This is a genomic window from Pseudomonas sp. NPDC087614, from assembly GCF_044743485.1.
Classification (GTDB): Bacteria; Pseudomonadota; Gammaproteobacteria; order Pseudomonadales; family Pseudomonadaceae; genus Aquipseudomonas; species Aquipseudomonas baetica_A.
In genome coordinates this window covers 13,571-29,965 of sequence record NZ_JBIUWN010000051.1, presented here as the reverse complement: position 1 = coordinate 29,965, position 16,395 = coordinate 13,571, and the positions used below count along the sequence as shown (strand labels likewise).

Annotated in this window: 13 protein-coding genes; 8 read left to right on the top strand and 5 right to left on the bottom strand. The window is 59.7% G+C overall.

From position 1 onward, the window contains the following. Window positions 1–26 precede the first annotated feature (26 nt). The 8 genes from ACIOWA_RS18645 to ACIOWA_RS18610 all read left to right on the top strand — a co-directional run bounded on the left by ACIOWA_RS18645 (window position 27) and on the right by ACIOWA_RS18610 (window position 6,977). Window positions 27–677 (top strand): DedA family protein, encoded by a 651-nt coding sequence (locus tag ACIOWA_RS18645; protein ID WP_339431325.1) that lies wholly within the window; start codon window positions 27–29, stop codon window positions 675–677. Between the two features lie 4 nt (window positions 678–681). Then, window positions 682–1,494: a zinc-dependent peptidase gene (locus ACIOWA_RS18640; protein ID WP_401161253.1), complete on the top strand. Its 813-nt coding sequence runs from the start codon at window positions 682–684 to the stop codon at window positions 1,492–1,494. 112 nt (window positions 1,495–1,606) lie between these two features. After that, window positions 1,607–2,134: an inorganic diphosphatase gene (gene ppa / locus ACIOWA_RS18635; RefSeq protein ID WP_003205933.1), complete on the top strand. Its 528-nt coding sequence runs from the start codon at window positions 1,607–1,609 to the stop codon at window positions 2,132–2,134. A gap of 222 nt (window positions 2,135–2,356) precedes the next feature. Continuing rightward, a complete protein-coding gene (locus tag ACIOWA_RS18630; protein WP_339431323.1) occupies window positions 2,357–3,103 on the top strand; it encodes a helix-turn-helix transcriptional regulator in 747 nt (248 codons plus the stop codon). 464 nt (window positions 3,104–3,567) lie between these two features. Continuing rightward, window positions 3,568–4,488 carry a restriction endonuclease gene (locus ACIOWA_RS18625; RefSeq protein ID WP_401161251.1) on the top strand — a complete coding sequence of 307 codons (921 nt, stop codon included), beginning with the start codon at window positions 3,568–3,570 and terminating at the stop codon, window positions 4,486–4,488. 186 nt (window positions 4,489–4,674) lie between these two features. Beyond that, window positions 4,675–5,250, top strand: a complete 576-nt coding sequence (locus tag ACIOWA_RS18620) for a DarT ssDNA thymidine ADP-ribosyltransferase family protein (protein ID WP_221730228.1) — start codon at window positions 4,675–4,677, stop codon at window positions 5,248–5,250. Continuing rightward, on the top strand, window positions 5,251–5,895 hold the full coding sequence (locus ACIOWA_RS18615; RefSeq protein ID WP_401161248.1) for a DUF4433 domain-containing protein: 645 nt from the start codon (window positions 5,251–5,253) through the stop codon (window positions 5,893–5,895). Further along, window positions 5,892–6,977: a macro domain-containing protein gene (locus tag ACIOWA_RS18610; protein WP_339431319.1), complete on the top strand. Its 1,086-nt coding sequence runs from the start codon at window positions 5,892–5,894 to the stop codon at window positions 6,975–6,977. Before ACIOWA_RS18615 ends, ACIOWA_RS18610 begins: the two co-directional genes overlap by 4 nt. Window positions 6,978–7,021: 44 nt before the next feature. On the opposite strand, the gene ACIOWA_RS18605 is transcribed toward ACIOWA_RS18610, so the two are convergent. Genes ACIOWA_RS18605 through ACIOWA_RS18585 form a run of 5 tightly spaced genes read right to left on the bottom strand, consistent with a single transcriptional unit; the run spans window position 7,022 to window position 16,377 of the window. After that, a complete protein-coding gene (locus tag ACIOWA_RS18605) occupies window positions 7,022–7,834 on the bottom strand; it encodes a DUF2135 domain-containing protein (RefSeq protein ID WP_339507595.1) in 813 nt (270 codons plus the stop codon). Between the two features lie 3 nt (window positions 7,835–7,837). Further along, on the bottom strand, window positions 7,838–9,457 hold the full coding sequence (locus ACIOWA_RS18600; protein WP_401161246.1) for a DUF2300 domain-containing protein: 1,620 nt from the start codon (window positions 9,455–9,457) through the stop codon (window positions 7,838–7,840). 1 nt (window position 9,458) lies between these two features. Continuing rightward, on the bottom strand, window positions 9,459–14,033 hold the full coding sequence (locus ACIOWA_RS18595) for an alpha-2-macroglobulin family protein (RefSeq protein WP_401161274.1): 4,575 nt from the start codon (window positions 14,031–14,033) through the stop codon (window positions 9,459–9,461). Continuing rightward, window positions 14,030–14,680 carry a DUF1175 domain-containing protein gene (locus tag ACIOWA_RS18590; protein ID WP_401161272.1) on the bottom strand — a complete coding sequence of 217 codons (651 nt, stop codon included), beginning with the start codon at window positions 14,678–14,680 and terminating at the stop codon, window positions 14,030–14,032. Before ACIOWA_RS18590 ends, ACIOWA_RS18595 begins: the two co-directional genes overlap by 4 nt. After that, the gene (locus ACIOWA_RS18585) at window positions 14,665–16,377 is read right to left on the bottom strand and encodes a DUF2138 domain-containing protein (protein WP_339464746.1); all 1,713 of its coding nucleotides are present in this window, start codon (window positions 16,375–16,377) and stop codon (window positions 14,665–14,667) included. Before ACIOWA_RS18585 ends, ACIOWA_RS18590 begins: the two co-directional genes overlap by 16 nt. Between the last annotated feature and the right edge of the window lie 18 nt (window positions 16,378–16,395).

The window sequence follows — 16,395 nt, the reverse complement described above, 5'->3', positions numbered from 1 at the left end:
AGTCGGGCCGCCACACAGGTGCCCCCATGGATTTCAACCCGCTCGACCTTATCCTGCATCTCGACGTTTACCTCGACTTGCTGGTGAACAACTATGGGCCCTGGATCTACGCCATTCTGTTTCTGGTGATTTTCTGTGAAACCGGTCTGGTGGTGATGCCCTTTCTGCCAGGCGATTCGCTGTTGTTCATCGCCGGTGCGGTAGCGGCAGGCGGTGGCATGGACCCAGTCCTGTTGGGCGGTCTGCTGATGCTGGCAGCGATCATGGGCGACAGCACCAATTACGTGATCGGACGAACAGTCGGAGAAAAACTGTTCAGTAACCCCAACTCGAAAATCTTCCGTCGCGACTACCTGCAACAGACCCACGACTTCTACGACAAGCACGGTGGCAAAACCGTGACCTTGGCGCGCTTCCTGCCCATCATTCGCACCTTCGCGCCATTCGTCGCCGGTGTGGCGAAGATGCCTTACCCGCGCTTCTTCGGCTTCAGTGTGTTCGGCACGGTGCTGTGGGTCGGTGGTCTGGTGACCTTGGGTTACTTCTTCGGCAACGTGCCATTCATCAAGAAAAACCTGTCGTTGCTGGTGCTCGGCATCATCCTGCTGTCGCTGGTACCGATGATCATTGGTGTGGTACGCAGCCGACTCGGCAGCGCCAAAGCCCAATCGCACTAAGCCGATGTGGTCACTGAGCGCCTGGCGTCGCCGGCGCATCCTGGCCAGGCACCCGATTGCCGACGACCTGTGGCAACGGGTGCGCCATCACCTGAGCTTTCTCGACGGCATCAGTGCAGCCCAAGACCAATGGCTGCGTGAAGCCTGCGTGCTGTTTCTCGAAGACAAACACCTGACCGCCCTGCCCGGTGTCGAATTGCATCAGGAACAACGCCTGCAGCTTGCGGCTCAGGCGCAATTGCCACTGCTCAATCTGGGCGATCTGAACTGGTACCAGGGTTTTCACGAGATCGTCCTCTATCCCGACGACTTCCTCAGCCCGCAGCGCCATCGCGATGCCAGCGGCGTCGAACATGAATGGGATGGCGAACACAGCGGCGAGGCCTGGCAACAGGGGCCGATCATCCTGGCCTGGCCGGGTGTAATGGCCAGTGGTGGCTGGGAAGGTTACAACCTGGTCATCCACGAACTGGCGCACAAACTCGACATGCTCAACGGCGATGCCAACGGCCTGCCGCCGCTGCACGCCGACATGCGCGTCAGCGACTGGGCCGAGGTCATGCAAAAGGCCTACGACGACCTCAACCGCCAACTGGACCGCAATCCGGACGCCGAAACCGCCATCGATCCCTACGCGGCCGAAAATCCTGCCGAGTTCTTCGCCGTCACCAGCGAATACTTCTTCAGCGCACCCGATCTGCTGCACAAGGCTTATCCACAGGTCTACTTGCAACTGAAGCTTTTCTACCGGCAGGATCCACTGGGCAGGCTGCGGCAACTTCAGGCCCAGGACCCGGTCTATCAGGCTCACGACTAAGGTCTGCACGACTTTCGGTGCGTGGCATCGGCGGCGGAATATGCCTATAATCGCCGCCACTTTTTGGTCAATCCGGCCAAGTGTTTTTGGTCAACTACGGGGGCAACGCCCAATGAGCTACAGCAAGATTCCGGCTGGCAAAGACCTGCCGAACGACATCTACGTCGCGATCGAGATCCCGGCCAACCACGCGCCGATCAAATACGAAATCGACAAAGACAGCGATTGCCTGTTCGTTGACCGTTTCATGGCCACCCCAATGTTCTACCCGGCCAACTACGGTTACATCCCGAACACCCTGGCTGACGACGGTGACCCCCTCGACGTGCTGGTTGTGACCCCTTACCCGGTTGCGCCAGGCTCGGTGATCCGCGCACGTCCAGTGGGCATCCTGAACATGACCGACGACGGCGGCGGCGATGCCAAAGTCATCGCAGTCCCACACGACAAGCTGTCCCAGCTGTACGTCGATGTGAAGGAATACACCGACCTGCCGCCACTGCTGATCCAGCAGATCGAGCACTTCTTCGCGAACTACAAAGATCTCGAAAAAGGCAAATGGGTCAAGATCGAAGGCTGGGCCGGTGCAGACGCCGCCCGCGAAGCGATCACCAAGTCGGTTGCTGCCTACAAAGGCTAAGCGCCTGCAACCTGCGTGATGCTTGAAGAAGACCCCGTTTGATACGGGGTTTTTTATGCGCGAGAACATCCTACTTAAACGCAACGTTTAAAGCATACGTAACAAAGTTTTAACCTGTTTAACTTCCCACAAGATGGGCTTACATCCCGTCGCAAAATTCAGCCTTTTTTTGAACGCCAAGTTTATTCAAACCGCTCTAGCACGGCCGTAGACTCCGTGTTTATGAGAAAGAACACTAGCGGTCCAAGATTCAAGGCACTCCTGGAAGCAGCGAACATCACCACCACGGGATTCGCAAAGTTCTGGGGCACGGAAGCCCAAAATGTCCACAACTGGTACACCCGGGGCGTCCCGGCGTATCGCATGGAAGAAGTCTCAAGGCTGCTGTCCGTTAACAGCGAATGGCTGAAGACCGGCGAAGGCATAAAGGAGTTGCCGAGCCTGACGCCGCCCGCCAGCAATGGCGACACCTTCGACGCCCACGCCATCCGCGGCGTCTACGCCGTCATCGACCCCAACGACGTCGACCTGGTGTTCTTCAAGGAAACGCCCCTCACCGACGGCTCCGGCAAAACCCACGTCATCCACGACACGGACCAATCCATCCGCCTGCTGCGCGCGCACCTCGATCAACTGGAAATCCGTCACTCCGACGCCATCTGCGCGCACATGATCGGCAACAGTATGGCCGACCGCATCGAAGACGGCTCCATCGTCGCCATCGACCGCGGCCTGACTCAAGTGGTGGATGGCGAGATCTACGCCATCGAACACGACGGCATGCTGCGCATCAAATACCTGCACCGCATGCCCGGCAACGGCCTGCGAATGCGCAGCCACAACAGCGCCGAATACCCGGACGAAGTGTTCCGCCCCGCGCAGATAGAAGAGCAACGGATTCATATACTGGGCTGGGTGTTCTGGTGGTCGACGCTGAGCAAACGCCGGCCGGTGGTGCCGTTTCTATGATCGGCCAGCACACACAAAACCCTGTGGGAGCGGGCTTGCCCGCGAAGAGGCGCTGAAAAACAGTTCAAATACCGGTTCTGTACTGCGTCAGTCGCTCTAAACCGCACTTCAGGCTGGGAATTCCCAACAAAACTCAGTATCCTGCGCCCCACATTCGCGCATCGCCCCGCTCCCGCGGCTCAGATGACGCCCGACGCGGCAGACCAACGTCTGACCAAGTCCCACAGCCGGACGCAGATCCGGATGTACGTTTTGAAGGCTGGCGCGGTTTACCAAAAATAAACCAAGCCAGTCCCCGAGAAGCCGGCCACAAGCCGGCTTTTTAATGCCTAATGCCTTCCTAGCAACAGCGGCTCACGCTTTCACAGCCCCAGCGCTAACGCTCAGAGCCCCCCTCAGCGAACGTTAATTTATACTCGCCTGCCGGTCAGTTCAAAAACACCCACCAGCACAGGGATGCGCCCATGTCCGTTCCAACCTACGATCAGTTCATCGAACCGATCCTGCGGTTTCTCGCCACAAAACCCGACGGTGCAATTGCTCGGGACGCCCACGAAGCGGCAGCCAAAATGCTGCAGTTAACAGAAGCGCAGCGTGAGGAGCTGATCGCGAGTGGTCAGGCCACCTACAAGAACCGATCTGGCTGGGCGCACGATCGTCTCAAGCGCGCCGGTCTTTCCAGCAGTGCCAAACGCGGTTATTGGAAGTTGACTGACGCAGGCGTGCAGTACGCCCAGGAGCATGCATTTCCACTGTCAGCCAAGGATGTGGAGCATTTGGCAATCGGTTACATGAATGTGAAGCTGAAAGTCGCGCCAGATGCCGAGCCACTGGATGACCAACCAAATGTGGAGCCAGATCTGGCCTCCGCCACCGAAAGCCCTGACGACCGACTGGAGCGAGCGCTAAAGGAACTGCGCGATGCCACGGCGGCCGACCTTTTGGACAACTTGCTGCAAGTCAGCCCCAACCGTTTCGAAGTGATCGTGCTGGATGTGCTTCATCGCTTGGGTTACGGCGCCAGTCGCAATGATCTGCAACGTGTCGGCGGTTCCGGTGATGCCGGCATCGACGGCATTATCTCGCTCGATAAATTGGGGCTGGAGAAGGTTTACGTTCAGGCCAAGCGCTGGCAGAACACGGTTGGCCGGCCTGAACTGCAGGCGTTCTACGGAGCGCTCGCAGGGCAAAAAGCCAAGCGTGGCGTGTTCATTACCACCTCTGGCTTTACTGCGCACGCTGTCGACTTCGCCAAATCGGTGGATGGCATTGTGTTGGTAGACGGCACGCGGCTGGTGCATCTGATGATGGATCATGAGGTGGGCGTGACATCCCGTTCGTTGCGGTTGCCGACGCTGGATCGCGATTACTTTGATGAGGAATAACGTTGAAGTTTCTGCTGTTCGAACCTTCTAGCTAAATCTCCACATTGGGCTTGTGGTCAAAACTGATGGCACACTAGAATCATCACGACTGTTCTACCAACCCCCACGGATCGAGGGTTACATCAGCACGGGGCGAGGCCGGGACTGAATTCAGTTTAGGTTGATGTGCAGGTCAAGGAGACCACTATGTCGGACGCAAATATCAGGGAAAAATACTTCGTTTACCACCTCACCTCCGTTGAGAATCTGGATGGAATCTTTAAGGAAGGCCTAAAGCCTCGGGCCAGTCTGGAAAATTTCACCGACGTCGCAGACAGCGAAATCCTCAAGAAGCGCAAAGCGCTCAATCTTGATCGCTATGTTCCATTCCACTGGTTCGCCGCGAATCCGTTTGATGGACGGGTACAGCTCAGCCGGCCCAAAGAGAAGTTCGTCCTCATCTCCGTCTTTCGATCATTTGCCAAACAAAGCGGTTGGAAAATTATTCCCCGGCACCCACTCGCTGATGATGCGATTCAACTGCTCGATTACAACGCAGGTTTTGAAGCAATTAATTGGGAGCTGATGAGTACTCGGGACTATCAGAACCCGGAATGCAAAAGCGTTTGCATGGCCGAATGCCTATCTCCGGAAGTGGTAAACCCCAAAAACTTTTCCAGGATTTATACACCCAACGATGAAGTCAGCTCGCTTTGTGAGGCTAAAATGCGCGAGGCAAAGCTTGCGACTCCCATCAGCGTGAATCCCGGAATGTTCTTATAAATGAACTACACCAGCCTGAATCCAGAGAAAGCTCTGATTTGGCGTATCGTCCATCGCGATAACCTGCCCTGGATTCTGGACAACGGTCTGCATTGCGCAAACTCGGAAGCACAGGCATCTCAGTACGTGAATATCGGTAACGTCGACTTGATCGACAAGCGCCGTTCCCGTCAGGTGCCCATCGCTCCCGAAGGCGTTCTGGCCGACTACGTGCCCTTCTATTTCACGCCCTTCTCAGTGATGATGCAGAACATTCACTCTGGCTGGAGTGTTCAGCAACGCAGCAATGACGAGATCGTGATTCTGGTCTCAAGCCTGTATCGCGTTGAAGAGCTCGGCCTACCGTTTGTCTTCACAAACGCGCACGCCTATCCGAGTTGGACAAACTATTACAGCGATCTGGCCAATCTCGACCAGATCGATTGGTCTATCCTTCAACGGCGCGACTTCAAGCGCGATCCTGATGATCCTCGCAAAATGGAGCGTTATCAGGCTGAGGCGCTGATCCACCATCACTTACCGATTACGGGACTACTGGGCATCATGTGCCACACCGATGCAATGAAAGCACGCATAGAAGCAGACGTCGCCGCTAGAGGCCTGACGCTGCCTGTCCATGCGCGTCCCAAATGGTATTTCCAATGATCCGATTCACCCAAGGCAACCTGCTGGAAGCCAACACCGAAGCCCTCGTCAACACAGTGAATACCGTGGGCGTGATGGGCAAGGGCATCGCATTGATGTTCAAAGAACGCTTTGCGCAAAATTACCGTCTCTATGCAGCAGCGTGTAAGGCGAAGGAAGTAGAAACCGGCAAGATGCATGTGACGGCCACCAATGAACTCGATGGCCCTCGCTGGATCGTGAACTTCCCAACCAAACGCCATTGGCGTTCTCCGTCGCAAATGGCATGGATCACTGAGGGCTTGCATGATCTGCGTCGGTTTCTGCTTGAGAACGACGTGAAATCTGTCGCCGTCCCGCCTCTAGGTGCTGGTAACGGCGGCTTGAAGTGGCCTGAAGTCCGTGAGCAGATTGTCGAAGTGCTGGGGGATCTGGACGCTGATGTCTTGGTATTCGAGCCCTCGAACCAGTATCTGAACGTCGCCAAACGTTCGGGCGTAGAAACGCTCACGCCAGCCCGCGCGCTTATCGCCGAACTGGTTCGTCGCTACTGGGTGTTAGGCATGGAGTGCAGTCTGCTAGAGATCCAGAAGCTGGCCTGGTTTCTTGAGCGCGCTATCGAGAAGTTGCCGAATACCGAGAACCCTCTGAATCTGAAGTTTGTCGCGCACAAATATGGGCCGTACGCCAACCGGCTGGAGCACCTGCTCGATAACCTCGATGGCAGTTATCTGCACTGTGACAAACGCATCAGTGACGCAGGCATTAGCGATGTGATCTGGTTTGATCAAGAGCGCAAAGCCTTTTTGCAGACTTATCTGAAGACGGAGGCCAAGGAATACTCTCAAGCCCTGGAACGGACTGCCGAGTTGATTGACGGTTTTGAATCGCCATTCGGCATGGAGTTGTTGGCGACGGTGGATTGGCTGTTGAGCCAGGAAGGGGTATCTGCGACCGTACCTGCAGTGCGTGAGGCGTTGAAGCAGTGGGACGGTGGCGCTGGTGCTGCTGCTCGCAAGAGCAAACTGTTCGATGATCAGGCACTTGATATTGCGCTCAAGCGTCTGACCTCCAGCAGTTTCCGACCTGAACTGGCGGCCTGAGTGATTGAAAGGAGTTGGGCAGCAACCTGCTGCTCAATTCCCCATCACGGATAACTAAACGCCTTCACCAACGTCAACTCCCCCACCGCCCGCATCGGGATCAAAAACGTCTCCATCTTCTCGCTTGGTGTGCCTTCCTCGGTAATCACCGTTACCTGCGCCGTCGTCAGCGGTTGCGCGGCTTCATCCCCGCCATCTTCATCGCTGCGATACCCGCCACCGTAGTAATTCACATACACCAGATACTGCCCCTTGATCGGCGCCGGCATGGCGAAGATTTCCGGGCCGTAGCCGGTGGTGACGTCGACGTCGAGGGCGCCGCCGTTGGGGGCGACGCGGTTGCCGTACCAGATGTGGGCGCCGTCGGGGGTGACGAGGTGCAGGTCGAGGTCGGTGCCGTCGCTGTCCCAGGCCAGCAGCACGCGCAGTTTTGGCGGGGTAGCACCGCCGCTGGTGTTGAGGAATTGAGTGCGGCGGCGTTGTTGGCCGTCGGGGCTGCGCACTTCGACGCTGTTGCTGCCGTTGGGGAAGGAGAACGGACGGTCGAAGCGGCCGGCGGCGTCGATTTTCAGCGGCATGCTGACGCCGTTGACGATCAGTCGACCGGGCTCATTATTCTTCGGACTGGCGTTGATCTGGCCGCTGATGCGCGCTGTGTTGGCCTGGCCGACCGGGGTGTTCACCGAGGAGGCCGGGTAGTTGACGGTCTGACGAAAGCTTTCGCCCTCGCCTTGCGGAGCGCCGGTGCGCCAGCCCCCGACCGGGGTGTCGAGTTTGATGCTGTCGGCGGCCATAGTCGGCGATAACGCGGTCAGCGTGCAGAGCAGCAACAAGACCTGTGGATAACGGAGTGTCATGGTCTATTCCAGCAAAAGGTGACGGGCGAGCCCTTCGATGTAGGTTTCATCCTGGCCGTTGGGATGCGCTTCAAAGGCCAGGTGCAGATATTCGTGGGTCAGGTCGAGGCGGTCTTGCAAGGTCAGTACGCCGCGCACATAGATGCGCTGGCGTTCGCGGTCGACGAAGGGGCGGCCGAACGCGAGTTTGCACACGGCGAACGTGCTGACTTCGTTGTAGCCGGTTTCGCTTTCAAGCTTCTGACGCCAGCCGCGTCGCTGTTTTTGCAGCCAGTCTTGCGCGGCGGGCAGTGCTTCGCAGGAAGCGACCGGGTTGTCCCAGCGGCTGAGGCTGGCGCGGGGATAGGCATGGAGCAGGATTGCGTCGTAGCGCTGGCCAGCGTTGGCTTGTTCGACGGCTTGCTGCCAGGCGAGTTTGTCCGGGCCGGGTTGGTCGGAGTGATAGGTGACGGTGCTGCCAGCCAACACCAGATCGGCCGTCCAGGCGGCGATGTTGCGCGATTGCGCCGATGCCGGGCGTGGAGCAACCCGCTGGCGATTGGTGCTGTCGTCGATGCTCAGGCAATCGCCGTGGCGCGTGGCGTTTTGCAGCAAATAGGTACGGATCGCCACGGCCAGTGCTTTGGCGGCTTCGCCAGGTTCGGGTTTGGCTTCGCGATCAAGGACACGGGCGACGTATTCTTCGCGATCCAGCCTTGCGACGAGTTTGTCATTGAGCAGAAACAGTTCGCCGTCGCTGTGGATATCCAGCGCGTTGCCGTTGGCGAAATCAACACGGTAGTCGCCCTGCAACGGGCCAGACGTCACGACCCGTTCGCCCGCCAGAACCCGTACAACGGGATAGCGCGAGAACAGTCCGACTTCGACACAACGCCTCGCCTCTGCCGGCCACGCAACCGGCAACACCGTCGCCAACGCAGCGCCGTAATGCCGTAAAACCATTTGACTGGTGCCGCGCCCTCCGGCCCAAACCGGCGAGCCGTCCGCTGTCCATCCGGCAAATCCGCCCTGCCGCGACTGCCGGTCGTGATCGCCGAGCCAGCTCCAGGTTTTCACCCGCAAGCGCGCGCCGAGTTCTCCGACGACATTGCCGTCGGCAGCATTGAGCACCACGTCGAGCAACACGCGGCGCATCTGTTCTTGAGCTGGCAGCAACGCCAGAACGCTCAGCAACTCACTCACCGAAACCCGCGTGGCCGGTTGCACCGACGGCAAATCCAGCAACCACAATGGCGCCTTACGCGCCTGCCAGTAGGTTCGCCAATCGCCGGAAGAAATCCCCAACCGCGCTGGCTCGAAATACAGCCCACACGACTTCACCAACGCCTGATCCCGCTCGATCTTGCCGCCCGCCGAGCAGCAATAGACTTCCTCTTTCGACTGCCCGCGACATTCATATGCCGGCTCCCGAGCGCCGGTATCCACCAGCCACGCGTAGACAAACAGTTTCCAAAGACTGCCCAGCGGTGCATCCAGGGTCGAAGGCAACGGTTCACGAGCAATCAGTTGCGTCGTACTCAGTGACAACAGCTCACCTTTGTACGCCACGCGCAGTGGCTCATCCTGCGCTGTCGCCAGCGCAGGAATCATCCACAACAGCAGCCACAGCAGCGGCCGGGTCATGTCAGTTGACCGTGACCTGACCGAGGGCGGCTTTCGCTTCCTGGGCTTGATGCTGTGGCGCGTACACCTGAGTGAAACGCACCGGCGGCAGGTTGAACCGGCCCTTCTGCGAGAAGCGCACCAAATGGCGCAGACGCAACTCGCCGCTCAGGGCATCCACCGGCACCGCGTAGGCCAGTTGTCCCGGCTCGAAACGCGCCTTCTCCAGCGAGGTCGGTTCGGTACCGTCCTTGCCCTGCAACTTGATGCCCCACGTTGTGCGCTCGACATCGGCGCCCGGTGGCAGCGGCACTTCGAGCATGCCGTAGCGCAGCGGTTTGGGCGCTTTGCTGGTGAGGATCACTTCGTCCAGATACAGGCTGTCGCTGGACAGCGGTTTGGTGCCGACCGGCTCCAGTTTGAAAGTGAACGCTTCGTCGCCCGACACCAGTCGCGACAGGCGACGGGTGATGGTCACCGCCATCGGATCGACGGCCGGTTGCTGGGTCTGGAAACTCAGCGCCGCACGCAGCGGACGCTCTTGAGTGCCAGACACCGTCAACACGCTTGGCACCGCTGCATTGCCCTGCCACGTCCAGTACATCTCACCGGTTGCGCCGTAATTTTTCTTCCAGCCTTCACCCGGTGTCAGGGCGATGGTCGGCGACGCCTGGGCGATGCTGCGTTGCAGCCAGGTCAGCGCCAGCGCACGTTCGAGGGTCGATTGCTGTGGCAGCAGACGCTGCAACAACGCCGTCGCCCGGGGCTGATCAAACGCTTGCAGCGACAGGTTCAGCGCTTCGGCAAACGGCTGCGAGCTGACGGCCAGACGCTGTTGTGCCGCACTCACCTGACGACTGAAGGCTTCAGGTAACGGCACTTTCGATTGCGTGGCCAGCGAGGCGGTCAAGACCCGCGCCGCCGCCAGACCCAAAGCCGAATCCGGATCGCTCATCACCAGGCTGTCCTGGCCGTCGTCCATCAGCGTCTCGGCATTACCTTCACCGGCCTTTGCCAGATCCTCCATCAAACCGCTGAGCAACGTGTTGACCGGCAAGCGCATTTGCTTGGCGAACGACAATATCAGCGCCCGTTTCAGCAACGGCGTGTTCGGCGCCTGTTTGGCGTAAACCTCCAACACTCGCTGCCAGTGCACTGGCGGCAAGGTCAGTTCCAGCACCTGGCTGGCGTTCCAGTCAGCGTAGTAGGCGTACGCGGTGAGGAATGCATCGGGCTCACCGGCATAGCCCCACCAAGTGAAGCTCGCTGACGGCCCGGCCATTTGCACCAGACGTAGACGGCTGTTCTGCATGATCAGGCGCAAGCGATCACGGATCTGCGGGCTAGAGGCCAGCGACGGATAGGCGATGCTCAGCGGCAGCAAACGGCTGGCGGTTTGCTCGACGCCGCCGTACGGGTAGCTCAGCAGATCGTCGAGGGCGGAACGGAACAGCGCTTGCGGGCTGTCATCCAGGCGCAGGCGAATATCGGTGGCGTCAGCCGGCAGGCTCAACGCCGTGTCACCGCTGGCTACATCAAGGCTTTGCGTCTGCGTCACTTGCCAGCCATCGCCGGTCGCGCTCAAGCGCACGGCCAAGGCATCAGCGATTTTGCCGTCCTGCACCAGTTCCGCTGTCCACTCGCCCGAAGCCAACGCAAATGCCGGCAGCGGCACATAGTTGATGCCGTTATTCAGGGTCACCGGCAGGCGTTGTTCGGCGCCGGCGTAATGGGTCACCAGTTCAGCCTTGACCGGTTTCTCGGCCTGACTGAAGGCGAATACACCGAGTTGCGGCTGATCGCCCTTACGGAATTTGCTCGGCCCGCTCCACTTCAGGTACAGCGGTTTTTCCGAACGGACGAACTGTTTCTTCTGCCCGACCTGACCGTCATCGGCAATCGCCCGAGCCGTGATGCGCCAGCGGGTCAGCGAGTCCGGCATTTTGAAAGTGAAACGGGTTTTGCCGTCGGCGCCGGTCAGCAACTCTGGTTGCCATGCGGCGGTGTCGACGTCTTCGCGACGCGGACGCTCCAGCACTTTCACGCCACGCTCGCTGCGGTTGGCCTTGCCCGGCGCGCCAGGACTGCCCGGCAACGCTACGTCGTAACTGATGAACGACAGGCTGGCGCTGGTGCGCACGTTGTTGCGGCGTGGGTGGTAGAAGAACTGGTCGATGCTCGGCGCGACTTCCGGTTGCAGCGCGTAGACCATTTCATCGACGACGCTGACGGTCAGGTGCGCCGGTACGGCTTTGCCGGCGAACTGCGTGGTCAGGTCGACGGTGACGGTGTCGCCCGGCAGATACACCGCTTTGTCGGTGCTGATCGCCACGTCGATTTGCGGCGCGACCACTTTGATCCCGGCATTCTGGAAGCTGTACTGACCGCCCTTGGTGTACAGCACGGAGAAGGTCAGGTTCGGCGCAAAGTTGTCCTTCACCGGGATGCGTGCGCGGTATTGGGTGTCGCTGAGTTTTTCCAGTGTCAGCCAGTCGCCGCCCTTGGCCAGCAGCGCGGTGGCTTCGACCTTGTCGCGCTCCAGCGACAGCAAGGCATCGCTGACCGGTTCCGGGAAGGTGATCAGCGCCAGCGCTTCATCGCCAGCCTTGTACTCGGGTTTATCGAGGACGATTTCCACGGTGCCCGGCACGGCTTTGACGCCGTCGCCGGTGACCGAATGCGCGTTAGCGCCGAGGACGCGACCGTGCTGATCTTTCAAGGTCAGGTTGTAGGTGCCCGGACGTTCAAAAGCGAGGCTGAAGCCTTTATCGCTGGCCGCCAGTTTGCCTTCGCCCGTGCTCTGATCCTCCAGACGCACCCAGCCATAAGAGCTCGGCGTCACGGCTTTGCTTTGCTCGCTGCCACCTTCGTTGGCGTAGCTGAACGCGACTTTGTCGCCGACCGCACTGAAGCGTTGCGGCGCGCTCAAGCGAAAACTCGCGGCGCCACGGTCGATAAGGATTTCCTTGGTGGTCTTGACCCGATACGCCGCACCATCGCTGGCGAACACGGTGAGCATGTAGCGGCTCGGTTTGTCGGCGGCCGGCAGGTCGAGGCTGGCGTTGCCCTTGCTGTCGGTGGTCAGTTCGGTGCTGGTCAATTCCACCGGGAATTGCCCCAGGTATTGCAGTTCGTTGTCGACCATCGACAGTTGCTGGGCGCGCAGGCTCAGGCTCAGTTTGGCGTTGGCCACCGGTTTGCCGTCCGGGTACAGCAACACCAGACTGCCTTTGACCGGTTCGCCGGTGCGGTAATCCTGTTTGGCCAGATTCAGCGAGATTTCGAAGTGCGGCTTGATGTACTCCGCCACACGGAACGCACTGCTGTACGCCTGATCCTTGTAGTTGAAACGGAGTTCATAACCACCGGCCACGGCGTTGTCCGGCAACTGGAAACGGCCCTGAGTGCCGGCCTTCGAATCGAGCTTCAGATCCATTCGTTGCAGTTCGGTGCCGGTGGCGTCGAGCACGCTGACGTTGACGTCCGCCGCACCCGGCAGCACCGAATCCCGTGCGTTCTTGAACTCACGACCGACGATCTTCAGCGACACCCAGTCGCCCGGGCGATACAACGGGCGGTCGGTGAACGCATAGAGCTTGGTGTCGTAGATTTCGCTGTCGTAATAGAAGTTTTCAGAGACGAACACCCCGCCCTCTTCGTCCTCGCCGATCACGAATGAACGCTCAGGGCTGACGTGTTTCAGGCGCAGCAAACCCTCGGCATCAGTAGCACCGCTGCTCATCACGCCGAGGCCGTCAGTCCACAGCACATTGACCTTCGGCACCGAACTGCCTTCGTGCTTGCGCGCCGCCCAGACGAGTAATTCATCACCGGCGATTTTGCTCACCGCCACGGTGTTGGAGACGAACACCATGGTGGTTGCGCGGTATTTGCCGATCAGCGCTTCGACCAGGTACAGACCGGGTTTCAGGTTGCCCAGCGGAATGTAGACGTTGCCCGGCGCGACGCTGACGAAATCGCTGGAGGAGCCGGCCAGATTGACCCCGGCCGGCGGCTGGATCGGTTTGGCCTGCCACAGCGGATAACGGAACTGGCTGACCACCGGCAAACCCGGAATCAGTGCGAATTGCGGTTGCGCGTCATACGGGGTCGGTGCGGCGATGGCGTTGCCCATCTTCAGTTCCGGCACTTCCTCGGTGACCTGTTTGCGCGACTCGTAAGAGAACGCGCGCTGCATCACCCGCCGCGATTTGCGGTACCAGTTGTCCCACAGATACGCGAGGGTGTTGGACAGGCCTTCGCCCTTGAACTGGCCATCGCTGACCACGCGGTGCAGGTTCTTCTGGCGTTTGAGGAAATCCAGTGGCTTGTCGATGCGATACACGCGAATGTCGGCGCCACCGTAGGGTTCCATGCGGAAACGACGGTAGTCACGGCCCGGTGCTTCGAGGCGCACCATCGCCTGTTCGTCCGCCGCAAAACTGCTGTCGGCCAGCAGGAAGAAGCTTTCACCGGACACCGGCGTGTAACCGCTCGGTTCGACCGAATCGTCGGCATTAACAGTCGCCAGCGGCAGCAGCAGTGCCAGCAACAGAGGAATTTTTGCGCAGAGTCGCAACATGCGGGCACCGATCATTGGGAGAGAAAGTTCAGTCGATAGACGCCGATGAAGTTGGGGTTGGCTGCGTCGGGTATCCATCGGGTGTCCTTCCATGTCATGAGTTGCTGCAGGCTTGCCGAACGCATGCCGTTGTCAGTGGGGGTTGTGGTGCCGGTGTGATAGGCGATGTAGCGGCCCATCCAGATCATCAGGTGCTGGTCGTCGCCCTGATCGAAAAACATCAGGTCACCGGGGCGCGCCTGTGACACGTCACGGCTGACCAGATGACTGTTGAACTGAATCAGTTTGATTGCGTTGACGTACGGCCCGATTTTGCCCCCGCCCTGTTGCCATTGCTGGGCGAGCTTGCGCTGGTCATCGCTCAGCGACAGCTCCGGCGGCAGATAGCGGTTGGACAGGCCATTGCTGCGCAGCCATTTGTTGTCATGGACTTTCAGCGCTTCGTTGGCAGCGAAACGCACCAGGCCGGCGCAGTCCTGCTGGTACCAACGCGGGCTCGGCCCCTGGCTCAATTGCTCTTGGGCGATGCGGACAAACCAGGCGCGGAACACCTGTGATTGCGCCGGATCGAGCGCCGGTGCCTCCATGGCGCGGGCACCCGCGCTGAGCAACAGCGCGAGCAGGCCGAGGCTGCGGATCAGTGCCGTCACAGCGCTTTCCATTCCAGCGGCAGCCATTGCCAGTGGCCGTCGGGTTCGCTGCCTTCGGGCAACGTCAGGGCATATTTGCCATAACCGCCGAGGGTGCGCAGTTTCGGGATCAGGTAGGTTTGCGCGGCGTTGTAGAACACCGGTTCCATGTCCTGCGGCAGGCTGTCGAGGGTTTCCTGCTGCATCAGTTGCGCCATCGAGTCAGGGCCGAAATAGATCGGCATCAGTACGTCTTTGGGCAGCACATCGGCCATCGGCGGGAAGCGTTTGTCGAGGGTGCCGAGCGCTTTGTCGACCAGCTTGTCGTCGAGGGAAAACAGCAGCGTCGAACCGTGGCGGGCGAGGCTGACGTTCATGAACGCCCGACCACTGATCGCGTCCGGGTTCTCGGCGGTTTTTGCTGCGTATGGGCCGAAATTCGAGCTGACCTGACGCCGCCAGACATGGCTTTGGCCTTCTTGCTTCTCGATCACCGGGAAGACACTTTCTTCGACGTTGGGCTCGAAGGCGCCGACCATCGAGCCAAACAGTTTGCCGAGATCACCGTCGAATTGGCTGTTGCCCTCATCCTTCAAACTGGCAACCAACAGTGGCGTGTACAGCCGCGAATCGGCGTACCAGCATAGGCCCGCCGCGCCAGCCACGTGTTCGGTGAGTGTCTGCGCTACCGCCTCTTCGGCGCCGAGTTTCACCAACAGCGGTTTCTGCGGTTCGGCCGCCACCGGCAAGGTCACACAGGCACTGGCGCCCAGCGGCATGGCTTGCCACACCGGTTTGAAATCGAAGTCCGGCTGGTTGTCCAGCTCGTCCATGGCCAGGTAGCTGTGCCAGCCCTTGTCGTCCATGTCGAAACGCAGCCCGGCGAAGTTCGGGATAAAGCGCTGATACCCCATGGCGAGCACGCTGGAATTCACCGACAGGCGTTGTTTGATCTCTGGCGCCTTGGCCGGCAGGCCGAACGCTTGCGGGAACAGTTTGTCGCCATTGAGCAGTGCCGCCAGCGCTTGAGACGAAACGTGCCCCCACTCTGCGGATGCGCCGTTTTCTGCCTCGTAGTATTTCGCAGGATTGGACAGCACCACCAGTTTGTCGCCATGGGAGGCGAACAACAGGGATTTACTGGCGTTGTAGCTGAGCTGATAAAGCGGCACCTCGTCGCTGCCGACTTCAAGTTTGCCGAACACGCTGAGCTGCGTGTCATCCAGCGCCACTTTCGCCAAAGGCTCCAGCAGTTTCGCCAGCCCGCCGCGATCCATCACCAACAGGAAATCCTTCAACCGGCCATCAGCCCCGCGCCATAGTGCTACGTCTGCCGGTTGATCAAAAAGCTGCTCGATCAGGCTGTCCTGCAGTTTCAGGTCGTGCTCGTAAATGATCCGGCGCAGGCTGCCGATCAGCCCGAGTCGGTCGCCGTGGGTTTCGTAATAGAAAACGAAATCTTCGGTAAGCGTGGCTTTGAGAAACGGCACCGTCAGCAGGTCTTTGGGCAACTGGCTCAGGGAGCGGGTTTCCAGCAGCGCATCGGGACGGCTCAGGCCGAGCTTGTCACTGGCCAGCTCGGCCGGCGGTGTTTTGGGCTTGAGCAGCAGCCAGCCAAAACCACCCGCCACGCCGGCCACCAGGCATAGCCCGATCAGCAGCGCCGGCCAGCGTCGGGAAGGTTTGCCGGCCGGTGTCGGGACGGCCGGAGAAGCAGCGTTATCACTCATATTCACAAAACCCGAAGT